The sequence below is a fragment of the Hydrogenophaga sp. genome, assembly GCF_030656115.1.
Taxonomy (GTDB): Bacteria; Pseudomonadota; Gammaproteobacteria; order Burkholderiales; family Burkholderiaceae_C; genus Hydrogenophaga.
The window spans coordinates 66,625-92,743 of the sequence record NZ_JAUSOO010000073.1 but is presented as its reverse complement, the minus strand read 5'-3'; the positions used below and the strand labels follow the sequence as shown (position 1 = coordinate 92,743).

Annotated in this window: 22 protein-coding genes; 3 read left to right on the top strand and 19 right to left on the bottom strand. The window is 64.9% G+C overall.

What is annotated here, in order from left to right:
• Nucleotides 1–14: 14 nt before the first annotated feature.
• From Q7J58_RS10555 to atpD, 8 genes are read right to left on the bottom strand one after another with little or no spacing between them, the layout of a single operon-like run.
• On the bottom strand, nucleotides 15–1,628 hold the full coding sequence (locus tag Q7J58_RS10555; RefSeq protein WP_304827296.1) for an alternate F1F0 ATPase, F1 subunit alpha: 1,614 nt from the start codon (nucleotides 1,626–1,628) through the stop codon (nucleotides 15–17).
• A gap of 10 nt (nucleotides 1,629–1,638) precedes the next feature.
• Complete coding sequence (locus Q7J58_RS10550) at nucleotides 1,639–2,415, bottom strand: F0F1 ATP synthase subunit delta (protein WP_304827293.1); 777 nt, start codon at nucleotides 2,413–2,415, stop codon at nucleotides 1,639–1,641.
• 4 nt (nucleotides 2,416–2,419) lie between these two features.
• Entirely contained in the window at nucleotides 2,420–2,710 is a 291-nt protein-coding gene (locus Q7J58_RS10545) for a F0F1 ATP synthase subunit C (protein ID WP_304827290.1), read from the bottom strand.
• A 48-nt stretch (nucleotides 2,711–2,758) separates the two neighbouring features.
• Nucleotides 2,759–3,460 (bottom strand): F0F1 ATP synthase subunit A, encoded by a 702-nt coding sequence (locus tag Q7J58_RS10540; RefSeq protein ID WP_304827287.1) that lies wholly within the window; start codon nucleotides 3,458–3,460, stop codon nucleotides 2,759–2,761.
• Entirely contained in the window at nucleotides 3,451–3,759 is a 309-nt protein-coding gene (locus Q7J58_RS10535) for an ATP synthase subunit I (RefSeq protein ID WP_304827284.1), read from the bottom strand. Before Q7J58_RS10535 ends, Q7J58_RS10540 begins: the two co-directional genes overlap by 10 nt.
• Entirely contained in the window at nucleotides 3,752–4,093 is a 342-nt protein-coding gene (locus Q7J58_RS10530) for an AtpZ/AtpI family protein (protein WP_304827281.1), read from the bottom strand. Before Q7J58_RS10530 ends, Q7J58_RS10535 begins: the two co-directional genes overlap by 8 nt.
• A complete protein-coding gene (locus Q7J58_RS10525; protein WP_304827279.1) occupies nucleotides 4,090–4,494 on the bottom strand; it encodes a F0F1 ATP synthase subunit epsilon in 405 nt (134 codons plus the stop codon). Before Q7J58_RS10525 ends, Q7J58_RS10530 begins: the two co-directional genes overlap by 4 nt.
• On the bottom strand, nucleotides 4,475–5,962 hold the full coding sequence (atpD, locus tag Q7J58_RS10520; protein ID WP_304827277.1) for a F0F1 ATP synthase subunit beta: 1,488 nt from the start codon (nucleotides 5,960–5,962) through the stop codon (nucleotides 4,475–4,477). Before atpD ends, Q7J58_RS10525 begins: the two co-directional genes overlap by 20 nt.
• Nucleotides 5,963–6,251: 289 nt before the next feature.
• Between atpD and Q7J58_RS10515 the strand changes: the two genes are divergently transcribed.
• Together Q7J58_RS10515 and Q7J58_RS10510 are read left to right on the top strand one after the other, a co-directional pair.
• Entirely contained in the window at nucleotides 6,252–6,851 is a 600-nt protein-coding gene (locus tag Q7J58_RS10515) for a histidine phosphatase family protein (RefSeq protein ID WP_304827274.1), read from the top strand.
• A gap of 95 nt (nucleotides 6,852–6,946) precedes the next feature.
• On the top strand, nucleotides 6,947–9,328 hold the full coding sequence (locus Q7J58_RS10510) for a phosphoketolase family protein (RefSeq protein WP_304827271.1): 2,382 nt from the start codon (nucleotides 6,947–6,949) through the stop codon (nucleotides 9,326–9,328).
• A gap of 11 nt (nucleotides 9,329–9,339) precedes the next feature.
• Here the strand turns inward: Q7J58_RS10510 and Q7J58_RS10505 are convergent, their stop codons facing one another.
• The 9 genes from Q7J58_RS10505 to Q7J58_RS10465 form a co-directional block, all read right to left on the bottom strand.
• Nucleotides 9,340–10,353 (bottom strand): hypothetical protein, encoded by a 1,014-nt coding sequence (locus tag Q7J58_RS10505; protein ID WP_304827268.1) that lies wholly within the window; start codon nucleotides 10,351–10,353, stop codon nucleotides 9,340–9,342.
• 205 nt (nucleotides 10,354–10,558) lie between these two features.
• Nucleotides 10,559–11,557, bottom strand: a complete 999-nt coding sequence (locus Q7J58_RS10500; RefSeq protein WP_304827265.1) for an arsenic resistance protein — start codon at nucleotides 11,555–11,557, stop codon at nucleotides 10,559–10,561.
• 155 nt (nucleotides 11,558–11,712) lie between these two features.
• Entirely contained in the window at nucleotides 11,713–12,447 is a 735-nt protein-coding gene (locus tag Q7J58_RS10495) for a winged helix-turn-helix domain-containing protein (protein ID WP_304827262.1), read from the bottom strand.
• Nucleotides 12,444–13,142 (bottom strand): phosphate signaling complex protein PhoU, encoded by a 699-nt coding sequence (gene phoU, locus Q7J58_RS10490; RefSeq protein WP_304827259.1) that lies wholly within the window; start codon nucleotides 13,140–13,142, stop codon nucleotides 12,444–12,446. The genes Q7J58_RS10495 and phoU overlap by 4 nt, the downstream gene beginning before the upstream one ends.
• Before the next feature lie 33 nt (nucleotides 13,143–13,175).
• Nucleotides 13,176–13,925: a phosphate ABC transporter ATP-binding protein PstB gene (gene pstB / locus Q7J58_RS10485; protein ID WP_304827399.1), complete on the bottom strand. Its 750-nt coding sequence runs from the start codon at nucleotides 13,923–13,925 to the stop codon at nucleotides 13,176–13,178.
• 141 nt (nucleotides 13,926–14,066) lie between these two features.
• Complete coding sequence (pstA, locus tag Q7J58_RS10480) at nucleotides 14,067–15,722, bottom strand: phosphate ABC transporter permease PstA (RefSeq protein ID WP_304827256.1); 1,656 nt, start codon at nucleotides 15,720–15,722, stop codon at nucleotides 14,067–14,069.
• Between the two features lie 10 nt (nucleotides 15,723–15,732).
• On the bottom strand, nucleotides 15,733–18,000 hold the full coding sequence (locus tag Q7J58_RS10475; RefSeq protein WP_304827254.1) for an ABC transporter permease subunit: 2,268 nt from the start codon (nucleotides 17,998–18,000) through the stop codon (nucleotides 15,733–15,735).
• Nucleotides 18,001–18,078: 78 nt separating this feature from the next.
• The gene (locus Q7J58_RS10470) at nucleotides 18,079–18,675 is read right to left on the bottom strand and encodes a hypothetical protein (RefSeq protein WP_304827251.1); all 597 of its coding nucleotides are present in this window, start codon (nucleotides 18,673–18,675) and stop codon (nucleotides 18,079–18,081) included.
• A gap of 75 nt (nucleotides 18,676–18,750) precedes the next feature.
• Nucleotides 18,751–19,731: a phosphate ABC transporter substrate-binding protein gene (locus Q7J58_RS10465; RefSeq protein ID WP_304827248.1), complete on the bottom strand. Its 981-nt coding sequence runs from the start codon at nucleotides 19,729–19,731 to the stop codon at nucleotides 18,751–18,753.
• A 491-nt stretch (nucleotides 19,732–20,222) separates the two neighbouring features.
• Between Q7J58_RS10465 and Q7J58_RS10460 the strand changes: the two genes are divergently transcribed.
• Complete coding sequence (locus tag Q7J58_RS10460) at nucleotides 20,223–20,795, top strand: LuxR C-terminal-related transcriptional regulator (protein WP_304827245.1); 573 nt, start codon at nucleotides 20,223–20,225, stop codon at nucleotides 20,793–20,795.
• 12 nt (nucleotides 20,796–20,807) lie between these two features.
• Here Q7J58_RS10460 and Q7J58_RS10455 read toward each other — a convergent pair whose 3' ends face one another.
• Both Q7J58_RS10455 and Q7J58_RS10450 read right to left on the bottom strand, forming a co-directional pair.
• Nucleotides 20,808–21,950: an ABC transporter substrate-binding protein gene (locus Q7J58_RS10455; protein WP_304827243.1), complete on the bottom strand. Its 1,143-nt coding sequence runs from the start codon at nucleotides 21,948–21,950 to the stop codon at nucleotides 20,808–20,810.
• Nucleotides 21,951–22,222: 272 nt separating this feature from the next.
• Nucleotides 22,223–26,005, bottom strand: a complete 3,783-nt coding sequence (locus Q7J58_RS10450; protein ID WP_304827240.1) for a DNA methyltransferase — start codon at nucleotides 26,003–26,005, stop codon at nucleotides 22,223–22,225.
• Nucleotides 26,006–26,119 lie beyond the last annotated feature (114 nt).

Sequence of the window (26,119 nt, the reverse complement as noted above, 5' to 3'; positions counted from 1 at the left end):
GCGCGCTGTTTCGGTCATGGCGGGCCTTCCGCGTTTGCCGTGGCCTCAGCGTTTTCAACGCCTTCATCGCCTTCCGCGCCCTCCCCGTCTTGATCCAAAAAGCAGGCCAGTGCCTCGCGTGCGGCTTCGGTGACCCGATGGCGGTCGTCATCGCTCAGGGCATCGGCATCGGCCAGCCGCTTGACGAGGTCGTCGGGCAACCCCAGGGCGGCGGCTTGCACGGCCTGCTGCGCGGCGGCCATGCGGTGCAGCGGCATGGGGTCGAACAGCGCCGCGTTCAGGGCCAGCAAGATGGCGATTTGCGCGGGCACGGGCACCGGTGCCAACTCCGGCTGGCCCAGGCAGGCGCGGATGCGCTGGCCGTGGGCAATGGCTTGGCGGGTGTCGTCGTCGAGCCGAGCGCCAAAGCGGGCGAAGGTTTCAAGCTCTTCAAACTGGGCATAGGCCAGCTTCAAATCGCCCGCCACCGCCCGGTAGGCCGCGCGCTGCGCCTTGCCGCCCACGCGCGACACCGACTGGCCCACATCCACCGCAGGCAACACCCCCAGCGCGAACAGCGAGGGCGACAGCACGATCTGCCCGTCGGTGATGGAGATCAGGTTGGTCGGGATGTAGGCCGAGATGTTTTGCGCCTCGGTTTCGATGATGGGCAGCGCCGTCAGGGAGCCGCCGCCACGCGCAGCGTTCAGGTGGGTGGCGCGCTCCAGCATGCGCGAATGGATGTAGAAAATGTCGCCCGGAAACGCCTCGCGCCCCGGCGGGCGGCGCAGCAGCAACGACAGTTCGCGGTAAGCGCGGGCGTGGTGGGTCAGGTCGTCGTAGACGATCAACACGTCGCGACCCACTTCCATGAAATGCTCGGCCATGCTGGTGGCCACATAGGGCGCGATGTAGGCCAGGCCCGGCGCGTCGTTGCCTTCGGCCACCACCACCACGGTGTATTCCAGCGCGCCGTTTTCGCGCAGGTTCGCCACCGCTTTGGCCACGGCGGAGGCGCGTTGCCCAATGGCGCAGTACACGCACAGCACGCCCTTGCCGCGCTGGTTGAAGATGGTGTCGATGGCAATGGCGGTCTTGCCGGTCTGGCGGTCGCCCAAAATCAGTTCGCGCTGGCCGCGCCCGATGGGAATCAGCGCGTCGATGACCTTCAACCCCGTTTGCAGCGGCTCGGAGACGGGCGCACGGTCCATGATGGCCGCCGCTGGCCGCTCCATGGGCAGGCGCGTGTCGGTGCTGATCGGCCCTGCGCCGTCCAGTGGCCGCCCCAGCGGGTCCACCACGCGGCCCAGCAACGCATCGCCCACGCCCACATCCATCACGCGGCCGGTGCGCTGCACCTCCTGGCCCGCGTGCAGGTGGGCATGGTCGCCCAGCAACACCACGTCCACCCCGTCGGCGTCGAGGTTGAAGGCAATGCCCGACAACCCGCCGGGAAACTGGAGCAATTCCTCAAAGCCCACCTGCGGCAGCCCGTGGACCCGCGCAATGCCGGTGGACACGCGGGCCACGGTGCCCACTTCGCGCGGCAGCAGTTGAGGCTGAAAGGCCTGCAGCCGCTGGCGAATGCCAGCAAAGGCTCCGTCCAGCGCGCCTTGCAGCGTGGTGGTCTCGGATGCTGCGGTGTTCACGCGAGCGCCCTCACGCCGAACCGTTCTGGCCCAGCCGCGCTTCGGGCAGGCCCGACGACAGCGTGGTCAGGTAGTCCGACATGCTCCAGGTCAGTTTTTGGCCCTGCGCGCTCAGTTCTATGCCGCAAACCAGCGCGGGAGCGGTTTCAAACTTCAGTGGAATCGACTGTCCAAACGCTTCATCCAGCGCGGTTTGAACAGCGGCTTGCTGCGCCGCTGGCAGTGCAAAAGCGCTGCGCAGCAAGGCCGGTTCGGCTGTGGTTGCGGCCTTGAGCGCGTGGGCCAGCGTGTCGCGTACGGCGCCTGTCATGGCTTGCAGGCGCTGGACAAACACCTCGCAGACCCGCTGCTCCAGGCCAGCCGAAGCCAGGTCGCCCAGCACCCGGCGGGTGATGTGAAACACCTGCTGTTGCGTGTGGCGGGTCAGGTCCATGCGCAGGCGCTGTTCGTCGGCCCGCAGCGCCTTCGCCAGCGCGGTGCTGGCCGCGTCGGCTGCCTCGCGGGCCTGGGCTTGCAGGCGTTCGCCCTCGGCTTTCGCGGTGTCTCGGGCCTGTTGCAGCATATCGGCGCGCTGCTCGTCAAAGGCCTGGTTCTTCTGCTCAAACGTGTCTTGCTGTTGCTTCGCCTGGGCCTGGGTGGTGGCGGCGTCGGCCAGCTCCGTGGCAATTTTTTCCTCGCGTGCGGCGATGGCGCCCAGCACCGGCTGGTACAGAAAGCGCTTCATCAGCCACACCAGAATCACGAAGTTCAGCAACTGCGCACCCACGGTGAACCCGTCGATCAACATCGATTTACTGCCCCGCCGCTTGGGTGGTGGCTTGCAGCGCGGCGTTCCAGAACGGGTTGGCAAAGATCAGGATCATCGACACCACAAAGCAGTAAATGGCGGTGGACTCGATCATGGCCAGGCCCACGAACAGCGTGCGGGTGATGGTGGCCGAGGCGTCGGGCTGCTGGGCCAACGCACTGAGCGCCACCGACACCGCCCGCCCTTCGGCCAGCGCCGGCCCCATGGTGCCAAAGCCGGTGGTCAGGCCGGCCATGACGATGGACGCAACGGCAATCCAGGTGAGAGAGTCCATGGGGGTTTCCTTGATGTTGATGGGGTGGGGCAAAAAACGCGGCACCCCTCAGGGCGCCACCGGGGGTGGCTTGGGCTTGTGGCGGCCCGGGCTGCTGGTCGCGGCGGCGATGTACACCGCCGCCAGAATGGTGAAGATGTAGGCCTGCACCATGCCGGTCAGCAGGCCCAGCACCGTCATCACCACGGGGAACACAAAGGGCGTGATCGACAGCAAGATGGCGATGATCATGGCGCCGCTCATCATGTTGCCGAACAGGCGCACGGCCAGCGCCAGCGTGCGCGAGACCTCGCTGATGAGGTTGAACGGCAGCATCACCGGCGTGGGCTCCACATACGATTTCAGGTAGACCACCAGACCCTGGCCCGAAATGCCGAACAGCGGCACCGCCACCAGCACGCACAGCGCCAGCGCCGCTGTGGTGGACAGCGAGGCGGTGGGCGGCTCAAAGCCGGGCACCACGGTGGCCAGCGCCGAAGCGGCCACAAACAAAAACAGCGTGCCCAGAAACGCCAGATAACGGCGCGGCTGCTTCAGGCCAACGTCTTCGATTTGGTCCACGATGCCGGTGACCACGATCTCCAGCAGGTTTTGCCAGCGCGAACGTTGATGCCCGGTGGCAAGCTTGCGCGTGATGAGCGCGGCCCCCATGACGAGCACCCCCATCAGCACCCAGGTGAACACGATGGTGGCGTTGAGCTTGACGAAGCCGTACTGCCAAAAAATCCATTCGTCGGGCGTCAGGCGCATGGCGGCTCCATCGCGGCGGGGGTGGGCCGTGTGGCGCGCACCACGGCAGCCCGCGCCAGCACAAAGCCCAGCAGACACAGCCCCATGCGCACCGGCTGGCCATCGCCCACGGCGTAAAACCCCGCCAGCACGGCGGCGGTGCGCACAAACAGGCTGCCCACGAACCAGCGGGCGGGGTTTGCCGACGCGGCACCCCGGCGCACCGTCCACCACAGGCCCCCAAAAAAGGCCACGCCCAGCACCCCGCCCGCGAGCAGCGCACCCAGCCACACCCAAGGCCCATCGGCGTATTCAGGCATCGCCGTCCTCCTCGTCGCGCATGGCGCGGTCTTCTTGCGACACCCAGTGCCAGGCGTTCAGGCAGCCCAGCGTCAGCCCCGCCACCAGCAGGGCCAGCGTCCACGAGCGGCCACCCGGATCGCGCTGGTCGAGCCACAGGCCCAGCGCCGCGCCCAGCAGCGTGGGCACCGCCACCGACCAGCCGATCAAACCCATCATGCCCAGGCCAAACCAAACCCCCGGCGGGCCGCCGCGGCGGGCCTTGAGCTTGCGCGCAGCCCGTGCGCCCACCTGTTCGGCCAGGGTCTGGGCCCGCGCTGACCCGGGGCGCTTGGGCTTTGGGTCTTGGCTCATGACGGACGGTCCCGCATCGAGGCAAAGCGGCGCATGAAGCCGGTCTCCAGCCGAGCCATGGCGGTGCGCAGGACTTCTTCGTGTGCGTCCAGCGTCAGAAACTCTTGCTCCACCGCGTCGCGCAAGCGCGACAGATCGTCGCCGCGCAGCGCACGCCGCACCGAGATCAGAACCGATAGACCGGTCTTGACCAGCACGCCCTCGTCCAGCGCCAAAAACACCTCGCCGTCTGAAGCGGTCTCAAAAATCAAGATGCCCGGTGCCAAAGCGGCCACGCAGTCCAGCCGCTGCGGCAGCAGGCCAAACGCGCCTTGCGCTGTTTCGAACACGATGCGACTCACGCCCTGCTCCTGGGCAAAAACCTCAAAGGGCAGCAGCACCTTAAGCGTCATCGAGCGCATGCGCTTTCTCCTTGGCGGGCTGCTGTTCGGGGGCGGGTTGGGGCTTCCTTGCCCCATGAACCTTGGCCTTGGCCGTGGCCTCGTCCACCGCACCAATCATGTACAGCGCACTCTCCGGCAGGTCTTTGAACTCGTCGGCCAAGATGCGTTCGCAGCCATCCAGCGCATCCTGCAGGCTCACCAGCTGGCCACTGAGGCTGGTGAACTGCTCGGTGGTGAAAAAGGGTTGCGTCAGAAAGCGCTCCAGCCGCCGCGCGCGGGCCACCACCTTGCGGTCGTCGGGCGACAGCTGCTCCAGCCCCAGCATGGCGATGATGTCTTTCAGCTCGGCGTATTGCGCCAGCGTGCGGCGGATGGCCTGCGCCAGCGCGTAATGCCGCTCGCCCACAATGCCGGGCGTGACCATTTTTGAGCTGGACTGCAGCGGGTCGATGGCCGGAAACAGGCCCTCGCTGGCCCGTTTGCGCGACAACACGATCGACGCCGACAGGTGCGAAAACGTGTGCACCGCCGCCGGGTCGGTGAAGTCGTCGGCGGGCACGTACACCGCCTGGATGGCGGTGATGGCGCCGCTGTCGGTGTTGGCAATGCGCTCTTGCAGGGCCGCCAGTTCGGTGCCCATGGTGGGCTGGTAGCCCAGGCGCGAAGGCATTTGCCCCATCAGGCCCGACACTTCCGAACCGGCCTGGATGAAGCGAAAAATGTTGTCCACCAGCAGCAACACATCGCGGTGCTCGTCGTCGCGGAAATACTCGGCCATGGTCAGCGCCGCGTGGCCCACCCGAAAGCGCGCCCCGGGCGGCTCGTTCATCTGCGCAAAGATCATCACCATGTGCGGCAGCACGCCCGCAGCCTTCATCTCGCGGTGCAGCTCTTCGCCCTCGCGCGAACGCTCGCCAATGCCGCAAAAAATGCTCACCCCGGCTTGGTGCCCCACCATGTTGTGGATCATCTCGGTCAACAACACCGTCTTGCCCACACCGGCGCCGCCAAACAGGCCCGCCTTGCCACCGCGCTCCAGCGGCGACAGCACGTCAATGGCCTTGATGCCGGTCTCAAAAACCTCGGACTTGGTCGAGCGGCGCACCAGCGCAGGCGGCGGGCGGTGCACCGAACGCCAGGCCACGTCCGCCAGCGCGGGCTCGCGGTCGATGGCGTTGCCAAACACGTCGAACATGCGCGACAAAATGGCCTTGCCCACCGGGGCCTGCAGCGGGCCGCCCGTGTCGTGCACCGGCATGCCACGCGCCAGGCCCTGCGTGGGGGTGAGCGCAATGCCGCGCACATGCTGCGCGTCCAACTGCGCCAGCACCTCAATGGCCACCGCGTCCCCGTCACCGGCACGCAGCAGGGTGTAAATGGCGGGCAAGGCGCCGCCAAAACGCACATCCACCACGCTGCCCCGCACCGAGACCACTTCGCCCACATTCGCGCTGGCCGCTGGGGTTGCCGCTGGGCATTCCGTCATTCTGTAAGCCTTTGTTCCATTCACCGTGCTCGGGGGATGCCGTTCGCGCACATGCCCAAACCATGGGGCGCCCATCGTGCCAGCCGTGCCCAGCGGTCACCGTGCGGCAGCGAACACAGGCCGGCATGCGCCAGAACCCTTCGCAGCACGGCCCTGTGCAACAGCCACCCAGCCCCAGGGCTTGCGCGCTACCGCACGGACAGCGCCTCGCCGCGTGGCTACAAGGGTCTGGCCTGCCCAGGTTGTGGGACAGGTCAACAACACCCCGCCGCCACCGGAGCACCGCGCCATGCCCCAACACATCCACCTCGTTCGACACGGGGAAACCGCCTGGTCCTTGACCGGCCAACACACCGGCACCACCGACCTCGACCTGACCGCCCACGGCGCGGAGCAGGCGCGCGGTCTTGCCAGCGTGCTGCAGCCCTTGGATGCCCGCCACGTTTTGTGCAGCCCGCGCCTGCGCGCACGCCGCACCGCCGAACTGGCCGGCCTGGGCGAGCGCCTGCAGACCGAGGCCGACCTGTGCGAGTGGGACTACGGCGCCTACGAGGGCCGACGCACAGAAGACATACAGCAGGAACGCCCGGGGTGGAGCGTCTGGCGCGACGGATGCCCCCACGGTGAAATGCCCGCCGACGTGGCCGCGCGGGCCGACCGCCTCATGGCCCGCCTGCTGACGCTGGAGGGCGACGTGGTGTTGTTCGCGCACGGCCAGTTCGGCGCCGCGCTGGCCGCGCGCTGGATCGGTCAGCCCTTGCCGCTGGGGCAACACCTGGCGCTGCATCCCGCATCGCTCAGCACCCTGAGCCTCGACGCACAACACCCCGGGCGGCGTCTCATCACCTTGTGGAACCAAACCCCGGCGCAGTGCGGCGTGAACGGATGAAGCGCCCCGGCCCGCTGGAGCCAGTGTCCGCCAGCGCACAGACCACAGACCCAGCGGCGTGCTCCCCTGAACGAACTGCCCACCCTGGAACCCCCATGCCCGACACCCTCGCCCCCGACCTGCTCCACCGCATGCACGCCTGGTGGCGCGCCGCCAACTACCTGTCGGTTGGCCAGATTTACCTGCAAGACAACCCGCTGCTGGAGACACCGCTCACGCAAGACCACGTCAAGCGGCGCCTGCTCGGACACTGGGGCACCACGCCGGGGCTGAACCTGATTTATGTGCACCTGAACCGGCTGATCAAAGACCACGAACTGAACATGCTGCTGGTGGTCGGCCCCGGCCACGGCGGGCCAGGCATCGTGGCCAACACCTACCTGGAAGGCAGCTACACCGAGCACTACCCCGCCATTGAGCGCGACCGCAGCGGCCTGCGGCGGCTGTTCCGCCAGTTCTCGTGGCCGGGCGGCATTCCCAGCCACGTGGCGCCGGAAACCCCGGGCTCCATCCACGAAGGCGGTGAGCTGGGCTATTCGCTGGCGCATGCCTACGGCGCGGCCTTTGACAACCCGGGCCTGATCGTGGCCTGTGTGGTGGGCGACGGCGAAGCCGAAACCGGGCCGCTGGCCGCGAGTTGGGATTCGAACAAATTTCTGAACCCTGCACGCGACGGCGCCGTGCTGCCCATCCTGCACCTGAACGGCTACAAGATCGCCAACCCGACCGTTCTGGCCCGCATCGATCGCGCCGAACTCTTCGAGCTGATGCACGGCCACGGCTACGAGCCGCACTTCGTGTCGGGCGACGACCCGGATCGGGTCCACCAGAGCCTGGCCGCCGCGCTGGACAAAGCGCTGGCGCACATTCAGCGCATCCAGGCCACGGCCCGCGCACCCGATGCCCCGATGCCGCCACAGCGCCCACGCTGGCCCATGATCATTCTCGACACGCCCAAGGGCTGGACCGGCCCGAAAGCGGTGGACGGCCAACCCGTCGAAGGCACCTGGCGCGCCCACCAGGTGCCGATTGCCCGGTTCACCCAGCCCGAACACCTGCAGCAGCTCGAAGCCTGGCTGCAAAGCTACCGGCCGCAAGAACTGTTCGACGACGCAGGCAAATTCCGCGCAGAGTTCGCCGCGCTCGCACCCACCGGGCGGCTGCGCATGGGCTTCAACCCACACGCCAATGGCGGCCAGTTGCTGCAACCGCTGGTGCTGCCGCGCCTGCACGAACACGCGGTGGCCGTGCCCACGCCGGGCAGCACCGAAGCCGAAGCCACGCGGGTGCTGGGCGGTTTTCTGCGCGAGGTGATGCGCTTGAACCTGGCCAGTGCCAACTTCCGCCTCTTCGGCCCGGACGAAACCGCGTCGAACCGGCTGGACCCGGTGTACGCCGTGTCGGGCAAAGCCTGGATGGCCGAGACCGTGGCCAACGACACCCACCTGAGCGCCGACGGCCGCGTGATGGAGGTGCTGAGCGAACACCTGTGCGAAGGCTGGCTGGAAGGCTACCTGCTCACCGGGCGCCACGGCCTGCTGTCGTGCTACGAGGCCTTCATCCACATCATCGACTCCATGTTCAACCAGCACGCCAAGTGGCTCAAGGTCAGTCGCAAGATTGCGTGGCGAGAGCCCATCGCCTCGCTCAACATCCTGCTCACCTCCCACGTCTGGCGCCAGGACCACAACGGCCTGTCGCACCAGGACCCGGGCTTCATGGACCACGTGGCCAACAAGTCGCCGGATGTGGTGCGCATCTACCTGCCGCCCGACGCCAACTGCCTGCTCTCGGTGGCCGACCACTGCCTGCGCAGCCGCCATTGCGTCAACGTCATCGTGGCCGGCAAACAGCCCGAGTGGCAGTGGCTGGGCATGGACGCCGCCGTGCGCCACTGCGCAGCCGGTGCCAGCGTGTGGGACTGGGCGGGCACCGAAACGCCCGACAGCACCGAAGACCCCGACGTGGTGATGGCCTGCGCCGGTGACGTGCCCACGCTGGAGTGCCTGGCCGCGGTGATGCTGCTGCGCGAAGACGCGCCCGGCATCCGCATCCGCGTGGTCAACGTGGTGAACCTGATGGCGCTGCAACCGCCCTCGGAACACCCGCACGGTCTGAACGACCGCGACTTCGACACGCTGTTCACCACCGACCGCCCGGTGATCTTCGCCTTTCACGGCTACCCGTCGCTGGTGCACAAACTCAGCTACCGCCGCCACAACCACGCCAACATCCATGTGCGCGGCTTTAAAGAAGAAGGCACCACCACCACGCCGTTTGACATGGTGGTGCTCAACAACCTCGACCGCTACCAGTTGGCGCTGGACGCCGTGCGGCGCATCCCCTACCTGACCAGCGAGGTGGAACGCGCCACCGCGCGCTACTGGACGCGCATCGAACGCCACAAACTGCACATTGCCGAACACGGCGAAGACCTGCCCGAGGTGCGCGACTGGCGCTGGCAACCGGGGGCTTGAAATTCAAACCGCTACAACCGCCCGTGCCTGCGGCGGCGCAGCCAGGGACGCCCACCCTCGCGCCAAGCCCACACCAGCGACAGCCCCAGCGCCACACCCACCAAGTCCACCCGCAAATCAAACCATTCGGCAGAGCGACCGGGCACCAGTTTTTGCACCACTTCCGAACAGGCCGCCAGCAAACCCAGTTCGGCCAGGCAGCGCAGCAGCGACCAGTCGGGGCGGTTCAGCGCCAGCAGCACCGCCGCCAGCCCAAACATCAGCCCATGCACAGCCACATTGACCATGGGGTGAAAAACCAACGCGGGTGAAAAACCCGGCCCGGCCACCAACCACTGCGCCAGCGCGTCGCGCCAGGCGCCGGGCAAGGTCACCGCCGACAACACCAGCACCGCCCCCACAACCGGCAACCAGCGGTTTTGAACCCCATGCAACCAGGCCCAGCCCAAACCGGCAAAACCCCCAACCCACACCAGCCACACACCCACAACCACCCAGTCCATGCCGCTGCGCTCAGCCACAAAGCTCAGCTGCAAACCGTGCACATCCATGCTGCCGGAGGCACGCAGCAAACGCACCAGCAACTGCACCGACTCCGCACCGGGCAACAGCGCGTGAACCTCATCCACCTCCTGGGTCAGCGTGCCGGTTTCGCCGAACACCGAGCGCTCCCGGGGCTTGGCTTGCTCAGCGACCTGCCGCAGCGCCACACTGGCCCGCTCCCAACGCTTCGGGCCCTGGACCACATCGGCAATGTCCACCCGCGCCTGAACCCGCACCGCTTGCGCGCCAGGCGGCACGGGAAACTGCCAGCTCAAGCCCCGGTGCGCTTTTTGGTCCGCTGCCTCCAGCCGCCAGGCACCCGGCGCCGAGTCCAAGGCCGACAACGTGGGCTGGCTCTGCAGGCGCACATCGGCAGCCCAAGGCGATGGTGAAAATTGGCTCAGCGCCTCATAACGCACCCCGTGCTGGGTCACCCACAGCGTCAGCACCAAAGCCAACAGCAAACGAAACCAGTGATTCATGGGCACGCCCGTTCAAGCAACGGGGCAACCAGCAGGGCACACGGCGGGGCGAAGAGCATGGGCAAAAAAACCATTTTTCAGAGGATGACGCCGCACCAAGCCAACGCGGTGCCTGAGGGTAAGGGATGGACAGGTGCCCACGGTGGGGCGAACACGCGAAAACCGGGGAACCGGCAACGCGCATGCACAACCAATGCCAACCGTATCAGCCTCTGCGATCCGCAAACACCCAGCGCGGCAGCGCCCACAGGCACAGCACCATGCCCAGCAACTCCACCAGCGACTGCAGCACGATCAGCACCGCCGCCGCCTCCCAGCCCGGCGGCAGCGCCAGCGCAAACGGCAGCACCACAAATGAATTGCGCGTGCCCAGGCTGAACGCCAGCGTGCGCCCCAAATCGGGCGGCAGACGCAGCCACAGCGCCAGCCCCTTGGCCACACCCACCGCCACCAGCAAAAAACCCGCAAACAGCGGCACCGCCCACGGCAGCAGGTGCTGCGCCGCACGCACCGCGCCCACCTGCGCCCCAGCGATCAGCAACACCACCAGCGCCAACAACGGCACCGGCCACCAGGCCAGCCGCTCGCGCCACACCCCGCGCCCGCTGCGTGCGCCCATCCAGCGCTCCGACACCGCCGCCGCCAGCAGCGGCAAGCTCACCGCCGCCAGGGCAGGCAGCACATCGCGCAGCCCCAGCGCGGCGCCCTGTGCCGCAACCAAGCCATCCCCCACGCCACCGCTCAAACCCTCACCCAGCATCAGCCACACATACGCGGGCAACAGCAGCAACTGCAACACCAGGTTCAGCGGCGTCACCGCCACCGCGCGCGGCACATGGCCACCGCCCAGCGCGGTGAACGTGATGAACCAGTCGGTGCACGGCACCAGCAGCACCAACAACACGCCCAGGCGCAAAACCGGGTCTGCGGGCAACCAGGGCAGCGCCGCCCACACCCCCAACGGCAGCAGCACAAAGTTGCCCAGCAGCACCGCACCCATGAAGCGCCGATCGCGCAGCGCACCGCCCAGATGCAGCAACGGGACCTGCACAAACGTGGCATACAACAACACCACGAGCGCCGGCCACAGCAACGCTTCAAACGCCGGCGCCAGCCCCGGCCAGCGGCTGCCCAGCGCCAGGCCGAACGCAATGGCCAGCAGGTAAATGAACACCTGCTGGCGTTCGAGGGTGAGACGGGTCATGCGGGTGTGCGTGGCGTGAGCGGTTGGTCAGCCCCGCCCGCCGCCACCTTGCTGGACGCTGCTCAGGGCTTCCAGGATGCTGGGAAGGCCTTTCTTCCGGGGGCCTTTGCCATTGGAGCCGGATTCTATGGCAGACACGTTCACGCCGACGGCGGCTATCCAGGGTTGGCGGGCGAACCCTTCCCGACAGCTTCGCCCACGTTGTGGAGAACCGTCAAGCGGTAGCCAGCCCCGCGAACGGTTTCGACCATGGCCGCAGCAGCGCCCAGACTCGCCCGCAAGCGCTTGACATGGACATCGACCGTGCGCTCTTCGATGAAGACATGGTCACCCCACACACGATCGAGCAAAGCACCCCGGGTGTGCACCCGCTCGGCATGCTTCATGAAATGGTGCAGCAACTTGAATTCCGTCGGTCCGATCTTGAGTTCGTCACCGCGAAACGTCACCCGGTACGTCGTTGTATCCAGAAACAATTCGCCCACCTGAATCGACTCGCTGACGATGTCGGGCACGCGTCGACGCAATACAGCTTTGATGCGCGCCATCAACTCCTGGGTGGAAAACGGTTTGGTGAGGCAGTCGTCGGCGCCCGCGTCAAGCCCCGGAACCTGGTCAGACGCCTCACTGCGCGCAGTGAGCATCAGGATGGGGATGCGCTGGGTTCTCACATCCGTTCTCCACTGGTGCAACAGCCCAGACCCGCTGCCGGTGGACAACATCCCGTCGAGCAAAATCAAATCGGGCACAACCGCCTCCACCTCTCGCTGTGCTGCCTCACCGTCGAAGACGATGATCGATACAAAACCGTTGTGGCGAAGATTAACGGCGATCAATTCGGCGACCGACAGATCATCCTCAACGATCAGTACCCGAGGCGGTTTTCTCATCCGATCACCGACTGCACGTCCTCAAGCGGGATATGACGCACGTCTTCGCCCTTGACGATGTAGATGATCATTTCCGCAATGTTCTTGGCGTGGTCGCCGATGCGCTCCAGTGCCTTGGCCACGAACAGCAGGTCCAGACTGGGAGAAATGGTGCGGGCGTCTTCCATGATGAACGTCACCAACTTGCGCACAAAACCGTTGAACTCGATGTCGATCTTGTCGTCTTCGCGCAAGATGAGCAGCGCTTCTGCGACATCAAGGCGAGCCAGTGCATCGAGAGCACTCCGCAGGATCTTGGACGCCAGTTCTGCGGCCAGCCGAAGCTCTGCCACAGGCATGCGTCTTGATGCACCGCTTTCGATGATGGATTGCGCCATTCGCGCAATTTTGGTGGCCTCGTCACCTGCGCGTTCAAGGTTGGCCGTGGTCTTGGAAATCCCTATCAGGAAGCGCAGATCGCTGGCCGCGGGTTGGCGGCGCACGATCATGGTGGAGAGATCCCGATCGATGTCGACCTCCATCTGGTTGACGGTTTTTTCCATTTGATACACGCGTTCCGAGGCGGTCGCATCGAATTGGGTTAAAGCCAGCACAGCTGAGGCGATCTGGCTCTCCACCACGCCACCGAGTTCGAGCACACGGCTGGAAATGGAGTTGAGTTCGGAGTCGAACTGACTTGAGATGTGTTTGTCCATGGCGGTTCCTGGTTACCTTCAACGCTGTTTTCGTCAGCCGAAACGGCCGGTGACGTAGTCTTCAGTCTCCGACCGCGAAGGGTTGGTGAAGATCTGATCGGTGGGGGCATATTCAATCAGCTCGCCCAGGTACATGTAGGCCGTGTAGTCCGACACACGGGCGGCCTGCTGCATGTTGTGGGTCACCATCACGATGGTGAACTTGGCCTTGAGTTCGTGCAACAGCTCTTCCACTTTCGCGGTGGAAATCGGGTCCAGCGCCGAGCAGGGTTCGTCCAGCAACAGAACATCGGGCTCCAGGGCAATGGCGCGGGCAATCACCAGACGCTGCTGCTGTCCACCCGAAAGACTCAGACCGTTGGTGCTCAGTCGATCCTTCACCTCGTCCCAAAGTGCGGCGCCCTTCAGCGATTTCTCTACCGCATCGTCCAGCTGCGCCTTGTCACGCACCCCCAGCAAACGAAGGCCGTACGCCACGTTCTCATAAATGGACTTTGGAAACGGATTGGGCTTCTGGAACACCATGCCAACACGTCTGCGGAGCTGAGCCACGTTGACGTTGCGCTCATAAATATTGCGTCCTTCGTGGACGATCTCACCCTCGATGCGGCAATTGTCCACCAGGTCGTTCATGCGGTTGAAACAACGCAACAGTGTCGACTTACCGCAACCGCTGGGACCGATGTAGGCAACCACCTTGCCCTTGGGAATGCCCATTGACACGTTCTTGAGCGCTTGATTGGGACCGTAAAACAAATTGAGGTTCTTCACCTCTATGCTCATCACCTGCTCAGCCAATGGAACGATCGGCGGGAATGCGCGGCTGGCTGGCGAAGGAACCTTGGGGCGGAGTACATCAACGGAGGAGTTCATGGTGGTCATCTGCTTGCAATGGAGACGTTTTGAATCGGTGGCCTGGAACGGTTAAACCGACTCAAGACCGCGGAACTTTTCGCGCAGGCTGTTGCGCAGGCGAATGGCAAAGATGTTGAGGACCATGATCACGACCACCAACAACAAGGCGGTGGCATAAACCAGCGGCCGTGCGGCTTCCACGTTGGGGCTCTGGAATCCGACGTCGTAGATGTGGAAGCCAAGATGCATGAACTTGCGCTCCAGGTGCAGATAGGGGAAGTAGCCGTCCAACGGCAGGGTGGGGGCAAGCTTCACAACGCCCACCAACATCAGGGGAGCCACCTCGCCTGCGGCGCGCGCAACAGCCAGAATCAAGCCCGTCATCATGGCTGGACTGGCCATGGGCAGCACGGTCTTCCACAGTGTTTCGGCCTTGGTGGCACCCAGTGCCAGGCTGCCTTCGCGCAGCGAACGGGGCACCCGCGAGAGCCCTTCTTCCGTGGACACAATCACCACGGGCAAGGTCAGGATGGCCAGTGTCAACGACGCCCAGAGAATGCCCGGGCTACCGAAGGTGGGTGCGGGCAAGGCTTCCGCGAAGAAGAGCTGGTCGATGTTGCCGCCGAGAAAATAAACGAAGAAACCCAGGCCGAATACGCCGTAGACGATGGAAGGCACACCCGCCAGGTTGTTCACCGAAATGCGGATGATGCGGATCAGCGGGCCCTGCTTGGCGTATTCGCGCATGTAGACGGCGGCCATGATGCCGAACGGCGTGACGATCACGGACATCATGAGCACCATCAGCACCGTGCCGAAAATGGCCGGAAAGATACCGCCCTCCGTGTTGGCTTCGCGTGGGTCGTCCTTCAGAAACTCACCCAACTTTTTGAAATAGTGGCCTGTCTTGGCCAGCATGCCCATGTCATTGGGGCGGTACACATCGGCGATGAGAGCGAGCTTCACCTCTTTCATCTGCCCGTCCATCACCTCACCCACCACCGAGTCCCGACCAATCTCGGTGCGAAGCACCTGGAGCTTGTCCTGCAGGCCGGCAAATTCGGTATTGAGCGCTTCGCGCTGTTGAGCGAGCCGCGCCTTGAGCGCTTCGGTGAGCCGCCCGCCCAACTGCGCGCGCCGTTCTTCCAGTCGCAGCTTCTCGATACGGTAGTTCACGTCGCCGATGTCGTTCTTTTCAATGCGGTAAATCTGGTTGAAGAGATCGTTGGCACGTTTAAACCGTTTCTGCAGCTCTGGCCAGGCGGCTTCGCCTGCCGCGACCACCTGATCGCCCTCTTTGACAGCTGTGAGGTGACCATAGAAATTGCCCCACTCGCGGCGCTCAATGACCAGCAGGTCTTTGGGGTAGGCGCGCTCGGTGAGCAAGGGCTCGGGGAACCAGCGGAAGTCGACGCCCGTCACGTCCCGGTTGCCCATCTTGAGCAAAACACGCGTGACGAAAAGGTCTTTGGTCTCGATCTTGAAACCAGACTCGGTGAGACGGCGCAGCGACACCTCCTCCTGCTCCCGGATTTCGCCAATCAGGCGAATCTTCGAACCGTCCTTTTCCTCGAACTTCATCTCGACCACGGCCTTGGGCCAGAAATGGCCCAGCCCCCGCAAAGCGGTGAGCGAGAGAACACCCGCGACCATCAACAGACTGAGTGCGACCGCGCCAGCGGTAAGCCAGATCCAGGGCGAACCCGATTTGAACCATTCTTTCATGGGGTGTCCTTCAGATAGAGCTGTACTTTTCGCGCAAGCGCTGCCGCACGATTTCGGCGGCCGTGTTGACGACAAAAGTGAAACCAAAAAGAACCAGCGCCGACAGGAACAGCAGTCGGTAATGGGTTTCACCCACCCCGGCTTCCGGCATTTCTACGCCGATGTTGGCCGACAAGGTGCGAAAGCCGCTGAACAGGCTGAAGTCCATCACGGCGGTGTTGCCGGTCGCCATCAGCACAATCATGGTTTCGCCCACGGCGCGCCCGAGCCCGATCATGACGGCCGAAAAGATGCCTGGGCTGGCCGTCAGAAGCACCACACCCAACAAGGTCTGCCAGGGCGTTGCCCCCAAAGCCAGAGAGCCCGAAGTCAGGTGCTTGGGAACGGAAAAGACCGCGTCTTCGGCGATGGAGAAAATAGTGGGCGTCACGGCAAAGCCCATGGCAATACCCACCACCAGCGAGTTGCGCTGTTCATAGCCAATACCCATCTCGTTGCTCAGCCAGTTGGGCATGTCGCCACCAAAGAAGACCGCTTCGATGGGATGGCCGATCTGAAAGAAAAACCAGAACATCAGGATCAGGACGGGCAACAGCATGGCGGCCTCCCAACCCGGGGGCACACGCGATCGCAGGGCCACCGGCAAGAGGTGAAAGAGGTAGGCCGCCAACACGAACCCGGCCGGCAGGAACACGATCGAGATCAGCACACCGGCCAAGTTGTTTTCCACAAAGGGTGCCAGCCAGAGGCCGGCCAGAAACCCCAAAATCACGGTCGGCAAGGCCTCCATGACCTCGATGGTTGGCTTGACCACCGTGCGCATCCTGGGCGACATGAAGTAAGCCGTAAAAATGGCGCCCAGCAGTGCCAGCGGCACCGCAACCAACATGGCGTAGGTGGCCGCCTTCAAGGTGCCGTAGGTCAGCGGTGCGAGGCTGAACTTGGGCTCAAAGTCCGCGTTGGCCGCTGACGATTGCCACACATAGTCGGGGTCTTCGTAGTTCTCGTACCAGACTTTTTGCCAGATGGAACTGAAGGAGACTTCCGGGTAGTGGTTGACGACCTTGGCCGAGTAAACGCTGCCATCGGCATCCTTGGCCAGATAGCCATTGCCTCGCGGAGGAACGGCCAACACGGTCAACGGCTTGTCGGACAGTTTCTCGGTGAAAAGCAGCCGATTGGAGGTGGCGAAGTAGCTTCCCAGGGTGCCCGTGCTGTCCCCCACGATGAAGCCCTTGCGGAAAAACTCCGGCGCCAGCGCCGTCACCGAACCGCGCATGGCGGGGAACTCGCGAATGCGCGTGAGCACGAAGTCGATGCCCTCCTTGCGCACCAGGAACCATTGGGACAGGTTGCCTTTGTCGGTGCCCACCACAATGGAGTGGCCACCACTGAGCATGGTCATTTGGGTGACCTTCTCACCCGGCGGCACGAGCAGAACCGATTCGATGCGCACAGGAGCCGACTTGTCGGTGATGCCGTAGCGCACCAGCTCCCGCTCGCCAGACAGCACGTACATCTCACGCTGCTTGGATTCGATCAGGATCTGCCCGATCTGGGGCGGAACCGATGCGATCTCGGACTGCTGGATCTCGCTCTTGGTCTCACCTGTCATGCGGTTGGTGGTCGTGACAACCGCCGACAGCAAGAGGCGTCCGTCTTCCGTGACAGCGGCAAGGGTTGAACCCGCATCCGACTGCTGCACAGCGAGGCGAACCAAGGCCTTGCCTTGCGTGTCGATCTGCACCGGCTCTTCACCCAGCGGGTACTCAATCAGCGGCCGAATGCTGCGCTTGCCATCGGGAAAGGTGACCTCGAAGCCGAATTTGGCCAACATGGCGCGACCGTCGGAAAGGCCGAAAGCAGCCGCATAGGTGCTTTCGTCGCCCTTGGAAAAGCTCGTGACCGTCACCCCTTCGGGCAATGCCAGCGGTGTTTCAGACAGCACGGTGCCGGTGTCGAAAGCGAAAAAACTGATCGCACCCTGGTCACCAATTCGCACGCCGATTTCGCGCTGCTCTTCTGCCGTAAAGGCGGCCGTTGTCTGGCTGGCCAGGCCCGGCGAAGCAAACTTGGCCTGGTGCTCAATACTGGGTGGCAGAAAAAGCGGCACCACCACGCTGGCGAGATAGAAAAAGATGGCCGAGACCGCCACGATGACGCCGATCCCTCCCGCCGTCATAACCTGCTTGAACACCTTGTCGCTGAACAACCTGCGCCCCATGGCGAGGTCCACGCTCTTTGCGGTGCTGCTTTTTGTGTTGGCAACTGTTGTCATCTTGGAGATCCTGACGTCACGAACGACAAGGCGGGCAGCGATGACTCGTCCTGCCCGCCTCCTCTTCTTGTTGTGGCTTTACTTGGCTGCGCGAAGCGCCTTGAAACGCTCCATCGTGGCCACCGGGCGACCCGTCTTGATGCTCGTGCTGTTCATCACCCAGACCAGCGTCTCGCCATTGGGCCCGGCACCGATGTCGGTGAACGAGTAAGGCACTTCGCCGAAGGCAATGAAAGGCATCATGTCCTTGAGTTCGGGGAACACGTAGAAGCGGCCGTCCTTGAACACCTCGCCATGGAAGTTGGGGGCAGCGGGCAACTTGGCTTCCAAGATGCGCTCGCCCATGCTGGGCTTGTTGGCCTTCACATCGTCGCTGGTGATGCCGTACACCACGGTGGCACCGCCGGGGCCGGTGCCGATCTTGGTGCGGGTCAGCGTCACCTCGCCGTGCGCGAGGAAATCAAAGTAGTTCCTGGTGTCGCCGAAGGCGTAAATTCGCCCATCTTTCAGCACCGAGAAAAACTCCTTGGCTTCTGTCGGCTCTGCCGCGGTGCTGGCCGGAGCCGCCTTCGGCGCTGCGGCCGTCGGAGCCGCCGACGGTGCCGCGCAACCGGAGATGACCAAAGCCGCCAGGGTCGCCACCGACAGCGATGCCAGTTGAAGTGTGTGTTTCATGATCGTTGTCCTGAAGAAGTGCGCTGCTGCGCGCGCAGGACCTGGTCCGGCGCGAGAAGCAACGTGTTGAACGGTTTACTTGGTCAGATCGGCGACGATCTTGCTGGCCATGGCGGCTGGCATGGGCACAAACCCGTCCTTGATCACAACTGCCTGGCCCTGCTTGGACAGCACCATTTTGAAGAACTCGCGCTCAAGCGGGTTCAGCGGCTGGTTGGGTTTCTTGTTCACATACACATAGAGCACACGGGCCAGCGGGTAGCTGCCGTCGATGGCGTGCTGGGCATCGGGCTCAACGAATGGCTGGCCTTTTTTCAGCGAGAGCGGAATGGCGCGCACACCGGAAGTTTTGTAGCCAATACCGGAGTAGCCAATGGCACCGATCTGGGTGGCCACGCTTTGCACCACCGAGGCCGAACCCGGCTGTTCGGCGAGGTTGCGCTTGAAATCGCCCTTGCACAGCGCCACGTCTTTGTAGAAACCGTACGTACCCGAGACCGAATTGCGTCCGTACATGGCGATGTCGCGGTTGGCCCATTCACCGGTCATGCCAACCTGGCCCCACTTGGTGATGTCGGTGGGAAAGCCGCACTTGCGGCCCACCGACATCACGGCGTCCACTTCCTGGAGGCTCAAGCCGGGAATGGGGTTGTCCTTGTTCACATACACGGCCAATGCGTCGATGGCCACACCCACCGCGTAAGGCTTGTAGCCGTGCTTCTTCTCGAAACTTTCCACTTCGCGAGCGGTCATCAGACGGCTCATGGGGCCGAAGTTGGAGGCGCCTTCGGTCAGGGCTGGGGGAGCGGTCGAAGAACCGGCACCCTGGATCTGGATGTTGACGTTGGGGTAGAGGCGCTTGTACTCCTCGGCCCACAGGGTCATGAGGTTGTTCAGCGTGTCCGAGCCCACGCTGGTGAAGTTGCCAGACACGCCCGCCGCCTTTTGGTAGGTGGGCAACGCTGGATCGACCTGAACGGCCTGTGCAAATGCCCCGTGAGCCACGAACCCCATCGAAGCAACGCCCATCAGCGCCACGAGTTTTTTCAGTTTCATCAGATTTTCTCCAGTCGGTTACAAGAATGAAACGCTTGAAGTTCAAGCCGCTTTTCTCACTGTAAGTACCCGACGTGTCAAAGGTATGACGCAAAAACACCCGCCGGCAACGGCGCACCCCAGCGCCCAACGGTCAAGCAATCAAGCGGTCAAGCGCAGACGAACGAAAGAACTTCGCCATTGCAGTCCGAGAAGCGCACAAGCCCCTCCCTCTGAAACGCGGCTCAGAAGCTGGGCGTTTAACGTGCCCGATCAAGGCGCAAAGCACCGCCCCAGCCCGGGCCAGTGAAGCGCCTTTGCAACGCCGGCGGGTGCGTTGTGGGGTGGTGAGCGGGCATGGACGAAAGACGCTCAGCCCCTCATCACCCCCTCACCTCAGCCCCGCCAGCCGGAGCGGGCCGTCCCGCGGGCCGCACTGCAGCAGCGACCGCAGGCACCTTACACGTATTCGCTAATGGCCAAAGCCGGACGCTCCTCCACAATCGATTCGCATGAGCACCCCCCACGCCCCCCCGGAAACATGGCACACCCTGCAACTGGCCTTCAACCTGGCGCCAGTCGGCATGTGCGTTTCGCGCCAACGGGTCCTGGAACTCTGCAACGAGACCTTCGCACGCCAGTTTGGCTACGAGATCGACGAGTTGCTGGGTCAGCCGCTGGCGCCGCTGTACCCGTCGATGGAGGAGTTCACGCACATCGGCAACCTCGGCCTGCCCGTCATGCAGGAAAAAGGCGTCTACTGCGACGAGCGCATCATGCGCCGCCGTGACGGCTCGCTGTTCTGGTGCCATGTGGCCGGGCGTGCGCTCGACCGCGCGGACCCCTTCGCCTGCGCCGTGTGGATGTTTGAGGACATTTCGGCGCGTCGCCCGGTCACCACCAGTCTGACCCTGCGCGAGCGCGAGATCGCCCAACACCTGGTGACCGGCTCAACCAGCAAGCAGATCGCACGGGTGCTGGGCATCAGCCCGCGCACGGTTGAGGCCCACCGGGGCCGGCTGATGAAAAAATACGAAGCGGCCACCCATGGCGATCTGGTGGCGCGCCTGCTGGGCCGGGCCTGATCGGCCGAAGGTTTATTTCAGCAGCCGGCCGCTGCTGCCGATGACGGTGACCTCCACATAACGCGAACCCACCCGGTTATCAGCGGAGTAACCGACCAACGTGCCACCCAGGTCGAAGCGCCCCATGCTCTCCAGCGCCTTCACCACTTGCGCGCGGGTCGGTTGGGGGCCGGCGCGTCGCAGGCCTTCCACCAGCACCTTGGCACCAAGGAACTGCTCGAAGCTGGTGTAGTTGACCAACTCCCCCGGCGCATACTTCTTGAGCAGGGCTTGGTATTCGCGAACCACCGGCAGGTTGGGCGTGAAGGGGTAAGGCACCACCTGGCTGACCCCGAGTCCATGCGCGTTCTTCAGCCCGGCCAGCCTGACGATTTCGGCCGGGTCCACCACAGAGATGTTGTACAGCTGGGCACCGCCGCCGGCTTCCCGGTAACGCTTGATGAAGGCCGACGTCGGCCGGTTCACCGAGATCATGATCACCGCCTGGGCATCCGAGGCCTTTACCAGCTTGACGGCCTCGTCCACGTTGTCGGTGTTGCGTTCATACGGTGCGGCAACCGACAGCGTGAGCTTGCGTTTGGCCAGCGCTTTTTGCACACCCTCAAGCCCGGCCTTGCCAAAACCGTCGTCCTGGTACATCACGGCAATACGCGTCATGCCCAGGGTCGTGGCCTGCTGCACCATGTGCTCGGTTTCGTCGGCGTAGCCGGCACGCACGTGAAAGATCCAGGGGTTGAACGGGCTGCGCAGCGGCTCGCCGCCGGTGTACGGCGCCACCAGGGCCGCACCGCCCTGATTGAGCACGCCATCGGTCAGCAGCTTGCCCACATTCGACGTGCCGGCAAAACCGTACAGCGCCACCACCGCCGGGTTGGCCAGCGCCTCCCGGGTCAACCGCACGGTTTCTTCCACCTTGTAGCCATCGTCAGCAACCAGCACCCGGATTTTCTGGCCATGCACGCCGCCGGTGTCGTTGATATGGCTGAAGTAGATCTGACCGCCCAGCACCATCTGTTTGCCGGTGCTGGCCAGCACCCCGGTCAGCGGGGCCAACTGGCTGATGACGATGTCGGCCGCCAGGGCCGTGGTTTGCAACAGCGCCAGCGCAAGCGCGCAGACCGTTCGGCCCAGGGCTTTTGTCGGTGCCTTGTTCATGCTTGTCCTTCGTTTGTGTTCCGTGGCAGGAAGGCAAGCGTAGACGCTGCGGCACCCGGTGCGCCAGACGTAGTGTTACTCCATGGGGCATACCATTAGGGGTTTCTACGCTGTGGTGGCCGTCGCCCGAACGGCCTGCCACAATGGCGGCGTCTCACACAGCATGGAGTCACCGGACGTTCAGCCCGGTAGCGTTTCGGACGTATGACGCGGGGGTGTGAGACACCTCTTCGGGTGTGCAGCGCTGTCACACCACCCAGCCCCCAAAAACCTCACCCCCGCCAGCCGCCGCCCTCTTGCCGCGCGCGGCCCAGGGCTTCCAGGGTTTCCAGAATGCGGGGCAGGCCTTTCTTCCAGGGGCCTTTGCCTTTGAAGCGGGCTTCGATGGCGGGCAGGGGCAGCGGCGCGGGGCTGGCGCTGAGCAACTGGGCCACGGCGCGCACCTGCTCGGGCAGGCTGCTGGGCCAGGGCTGGGCCGACGGCGCCACAGCGGCCAGGGGCGCGACCGCTGCACCGGTCTCGCCGTTGGTGGCTGTGGCCTCAGCGGTGTCAGCGGCCTGCGCTTGGGCCGCGCGGGCGGTGGCGTCGGCTTTCGACTCCACGCCGTCGATGCCGCTTTGCTGCGGCACGGCGGTGGCGGCCGGGGCGCCCGCTTCAGCGGCGGCCTGGTTCGCCGCTTGCTCGGCCGCTTGTGCCGCCGCCGCGCGGCGTGCCGGGTCCTGGAACTCGGGGCGCAGCCAGCGCACGGTGCCGGCGGCTTCTTCGGCGGCGCGTTGGGCGTTCAGCGCCACCAACCGCTCCAGCAGGGTTTCGGTCCACGCGGCGCGGGCGGCTTCGTCGCGCCACGGCACCGCACCCAGGTCGCTCCAGCCGTAGGCCTGCAACACGGCGGCGTCCAGCCCGTCGTGCAGGCTTTGCAGCACGCTCACCAGGCCTTGTTCGTGCAGGGTTTTGTCTTTGGCGGTGAGCGCTTCGCCCTTGCGCAGCTTCTCCAGCACGTTGTACAGGCCCGTGAGCGTGACGCTCTCGTGGGCCGCCTGCCGCGCCTTGCGGTGGGCGTCGAGCTGTTCGGCCAGGCTGCGGATGCGCTCGGTGAGGGCGGGGGTGAGGCCGGTGTCTTCGTGGGGGAAGGGGAAGGGTTCGAAGCAACGGGATTTGTTGTAGCGCGGGTCGTTGCCGACGCCGAGGCGACCGCCTGCGGCGAGCGCCCATTCGACATGCACCTGACTCGACAGCACGCCCAGCCACGCAGCATCATTCGACGCGATGGCGATGAGCATGTTGTCGGGCAAAACACTCGCATCGAGAAACTGGAACGTGCGGTGCTTGGCGGTTTCGACGGTGGCGATGTAACGGGGCAAACCATGGAGTGCCGGTCGAAAGTCTTTGCGTGGCTCGCCGAACAACCACCAGTTGTCGCGGTAAGTGGCTCGGTTGTTCTGGTCGCGTTCGGGCTTCACCCGCTCCACCAGCCATTGAAAAACCGCCGGAAAACGTTCGCGCAATTGCTCGGCGCTCAGGCCGAATGCGTCGATGACCAGCACGTCGCGCGGCGTGGCCATGAGGTCGCGGCCGTTGCGGTATTCGCGGATGAGGAGCTCCTTGGCGGGCGTGCCCCCACCCCCGCCCTCCCCCAGAGGGGGAGGGAGCAAGACAGCGGCCTCTTGGCGGGTGACGATGAAGCCTGCGCCGTGCAGCTTGACGCCAGGGGAAGAAATTCCGAGGTTGGCGCACAGGGTTCTGGCATTCGCCACGTTGGCACCGATGCGCAAATCGGCATGCAGCAGGCCGGTGCGTTCGGCCAGTGTCACGGCGACTTCGCCGTCGTGCCCTTCGCGCTCGTCGGTCACGCTCAGCAATCGGCCCTCTTGCAGGCCGGGCACGCCCACGGTCATGGCAATGCGCACGGCAGCACCGTTGGCACCATCGACCCAAGGGTGGTCGGGAATGGCGTAGACCAGCGACAACGCAGGCAGGCCGGCATGGCCCGCTCCGGCTGAGGCCGCGGTGGCTGCTGTCTGGGTTCCGTCCAGCGCCAGTTGCACCACGCGCCGGTTGAAGGTTTGCCGCAGGCTGTTGGTGGTGATAAGACCAAAACACCGCGCGCGGCCCGCACGCACTTGGCAGGCCGCCTTGTGCCACCAGTACATGACCAGATCGGCGCTTTCGGGCACATCGGGCCACGCAGCGCGCAGCGTTTGCGCATAGCCGTCGCCCAGCGCAGCGCGCATGGCACCCGCACCAATGAACGGCGGATTCCCCACGATGAATGTGGCCTCCGGCCACTCGGCGGGGCGTGGGTTCACATAGCGCCACTGCACCACCTGCGCCGCCTCGTCGGGCACGGCTTCGCCGGTGACGGGGTGCGTCTTGAACGTCACACCGTCCCAGCGGGTGATGGTTTTCCCATCGGCGTCCAGCGCCGGTTCGGCCCGGTCGTAGGCCAGCACGGCGTCGCGGTTTTCGATGTTGCCGTAGTCGTGCACCACCGGCTCGGCCACGCTGGCCAGGCCCCGCGTGCGCACATGCCATTGCAGCCAGCCGATCCACAGCACCAGCTCGGCCAGCGCGGCGGCGCGCTGGTTCAGTTCAATGCCGCGCAGCTGCTGCAGCGTGACGGTTTCGCCCTCCAGGCCCAGCTTGTCCTGCGTCTGGCCCATGGCTTCGAGCTGGTTCATCACCTCGCCTTCCAGCCGCTTCAAATGCTCCAGCGTCACATACAAAAAGTTGCCGCTGCCGCAGGCCGGGTCCAGCACGCGGGTGGTGCACAGCTGGTGGTGAAAGCGGCGCAGCTCGGCGCGGGCTTCTTCCAGCTTGGCTTCGCGTTTCTTGCCGTCCAGTTCGTCGGCCTCGCGCGCCAGCAGCACGGCGGCGGCCTGGGCGTTGGCCCAGTCGGCGCGCAGCGGCTCCACCACGGTGGGCAACACCAGGCGCTCCACATAGGCGCGCGGCGTGTAGTGAGCGCCCAGGGCGTGGCGCTCGGTGGGGTCGAGGGCGCGTTCCAGCAGGGTGCCGAAGATGGCAGGCTCCACCTCTTGCCAGTTGGCGCTGGCCGCGCGCAGCAGGCCGTCGATTTGCGCGGTGGTGAGCGGCAGGGTGTAGCCGTCGGTGCCCGCGCCTTTGAAGAGCTTGCCGTTGAAGCGCAACACGTCTTGCGCAATGGCGGCGTTGAAGCCGCCCACGTCCATGCCGGCCCAAAACACCTTGAGCATTTGCGCCAGGGTGGTGGGCTGTTCGCGGTATTGCTTGAGCAGGTGGACGAAGCTGCCTTGGCGTTCGGTGCCGGCGGTGGGCAGCAGGCCCACGTCTTCGGCAAACATGCTGAACAGGCAGCGGGTGAGGAAGGCGGCCACGGGCTCGGGGCGGTGGCCGGCGGCTTCCAGGCTTTTGGCCAGCTCGGCCAGCTCGGCGGCCACGGCGCGGGTGACTTTGGCGCTGATGCGCGAGGGGTCGAGGCTGAGCGGGTCGGTCCACAGCGCCTGGAGCCGCGCGCGGATGGCCGGGTCGGCCAGTTGCGCCAGGCGGATGCGGTGGCTGCGCGGGTCGGGAAACGGGGTGTAGGTGGCACCGCTGCGGGTGAATTCGGCGTACAGCTCAATGACATGGCCCACGTCCACCACCACCACAAAGGGCGGGCGCCCCTCCGATGCGGGCAGGGCTCGGGCGTAGTTTTCGGCCTGCTGGCGGGCTTTGAGCAGGGCGTCGTCAAAGGCTTTGGTGGTGGTGCCGCTGCGTTGGGCTTGGGCGCCGGGTTTGAGCTTTTTGCTCTCCCACACAAAGTGGCCGCGCCTGTAGCAGTCCACCCGGCCCGCGCTGGTGCTGCCGTCGCCGTGCTGGAAGGTGATGGGGCGCTCGAACTGGTAATGCGGTTCGTGCGTGGGCGGCTCCACGCCCAGCAACGCACAGAGTTCGATGACAAAACTTTGCGAGGTGGCCAGCTCGGAAGCGGCCACGCCGTGCCAGCGCTGGATGAAGGCCTGGGCGGCTTCTGTGGCGGCAGCGGTGACAGCGCTGTCGGCGGGGGTGGGGGTCCCTGGGGGGCTGGGGTTTTGCATGCGGGGAATGATAGGGGGCAGTTGGGCTGTCTGACTGACGCCACGGGGGGTGGGGGCTTATCCTGGGCAGCTGAACAGCGGTTTCTGTCATATGAGGCTGTGATCCCACGCTTG

Coding starts and splice junctions, on each gene's coding strand:
- Q7J58_RS10550 (WP_304827293.1), bottom strand. CDS start 2,415: ATGTTGATCGACGGGTTCACCGTGGGTGCGCAGTTGCTGAACTTCGTG.
- Q7J58_RS10545 (WP_304827290.1), bottom strand. CDS start 2,710: ATGGACTCTCTCACCTGGATTGCCGTTGCGTCCATCGTCATGGCCGGC.
- Q7J58_RS10540 (WP_304827287.1), bottom strand. CDS start 3,460: ATGCGCCTGACGCCCGACGAATGGATTTTTTGGCAGTACGGCTTCGTC.
- Q7J58_RS10535 (WP_304827284.1), bottom strand. CDS start 3,759: ATGCCTGAATACGCCGATGGGCCTTGGGTGTGGCTGGGTGCGCTGCTC.
- Q7J58_RS10530 (WP_304827281.1), bottom strand. CDS start 4,093: ATGAGCCAAGACCCAAAGCCCAAGCGCCCCGGGTCAGCGCGGGCCCAG.
- Q7J58_RS10525 (WP_304827279.1), bottom strand. CDS start 4,494: ATGCGCTCGATGACGCTTAAGGTGCTGCTGCCCTTTGAGGTTTTTGCC.
- atpD (WP_304827277.1), bottom strand. CDS start 5,962: ATGACGGAATGCCCAGCGGCAACCCCAGCGGCCAGCGCGAATGTGGGC.
- Q7J58_RS10515 (WP_304827274.1), top strand. CDS start 6,252: ATGCCCCAACACATCCACCTCGTTCGACACGGGGAAACCGCCTGGTCC.
- Q7J58_RS10510 (WP_304827271.1), top strand. CDS start 6,947: ATGCCCGACACCCTCGCCCCCGACCTGCTCCACCGCATGCACGCCTGG.
- Q7J58_RS10505 (WP_304827268.1), bottom strand. CDS start 10,353: ATGAATCACTGGTTTCGTTTGCTGTTGGCTTTGGTGCTGACGCTGTGG.
- Q7J58_RS10500 (WP_304827265.1), bottom strand. CDS start 11,557: ATGACCCGTCTCACCCTCGAACGCCAGCAGGTGTTCATTTACCTGCTG.
- Q7J58_RS10495 (WP_304827262.1), bottom strand. CDS start 12,447: ATGAGAAAACCGCCTCGGGTACTGATCGTTGAGGATGATCTGTCGGTC.
- phoU (WP_304827259.1), bottom strand. CDS start 13,142: ATGGACAAACACATCTCAAGTCAGTTCGACTCCGAACTCAACTCCATT.
- pstB (WP_304827399.1), bottom strand. CDS start 13,925: ATGAGCATAGAGGTGAAGAACCTCAATTTGTTTTACGGTCCCAATCAA.
- pstA (WP_304827256.1), bottom strand. CDS start 15,722: ATGAAAGAATGGTTCAAATCGGGTTCGCCCTGGATCTGGCTTACCGCT.
- Q7J58_RS10475 (WP_304827254.1), bottom strand. CDS start 18,000: ATGACAACAGTTGCCAACACAAAAAGCAGCACCGCAAAGAGCGTGGAC.
- Q7J58_RS10470 (WP_304827251.1), bottom strand. CDS start 18,675: ATGAAACACACACTTCAACTGGCATCGCTGTCGGTGGCGACCCTGGCG.
- Q7J58_RS10465 (WP_304827248.1), bottom strand. CDS start 19,731: ATGAAACTGAAAAAACTCGTGGCGCTGATGGGCGTTGCTTCGATGGGG.
- Q7J58_RS10460 (WP_304827245.1), top strand. CDS start 20,223: ATGAGCACCCCCCACGCCCCCCCGGAAACATGGCACACCCTGCAACTG.
- Q7J58_RS10455 (WP_304827243.1), bottom strand. CDS start 21,950: ATGAACAAGGCACCGACAAAAGCCCTGGGCCGAACGGTCTGCGCGCTT.
- Q7J58_RS10450 (WP_304827240.1), bottom strand. CDS start 26,005: ATGCAAAACCCCAGCCCCCCAGGGACCCCCACCCCCGCCGACAGCGCT.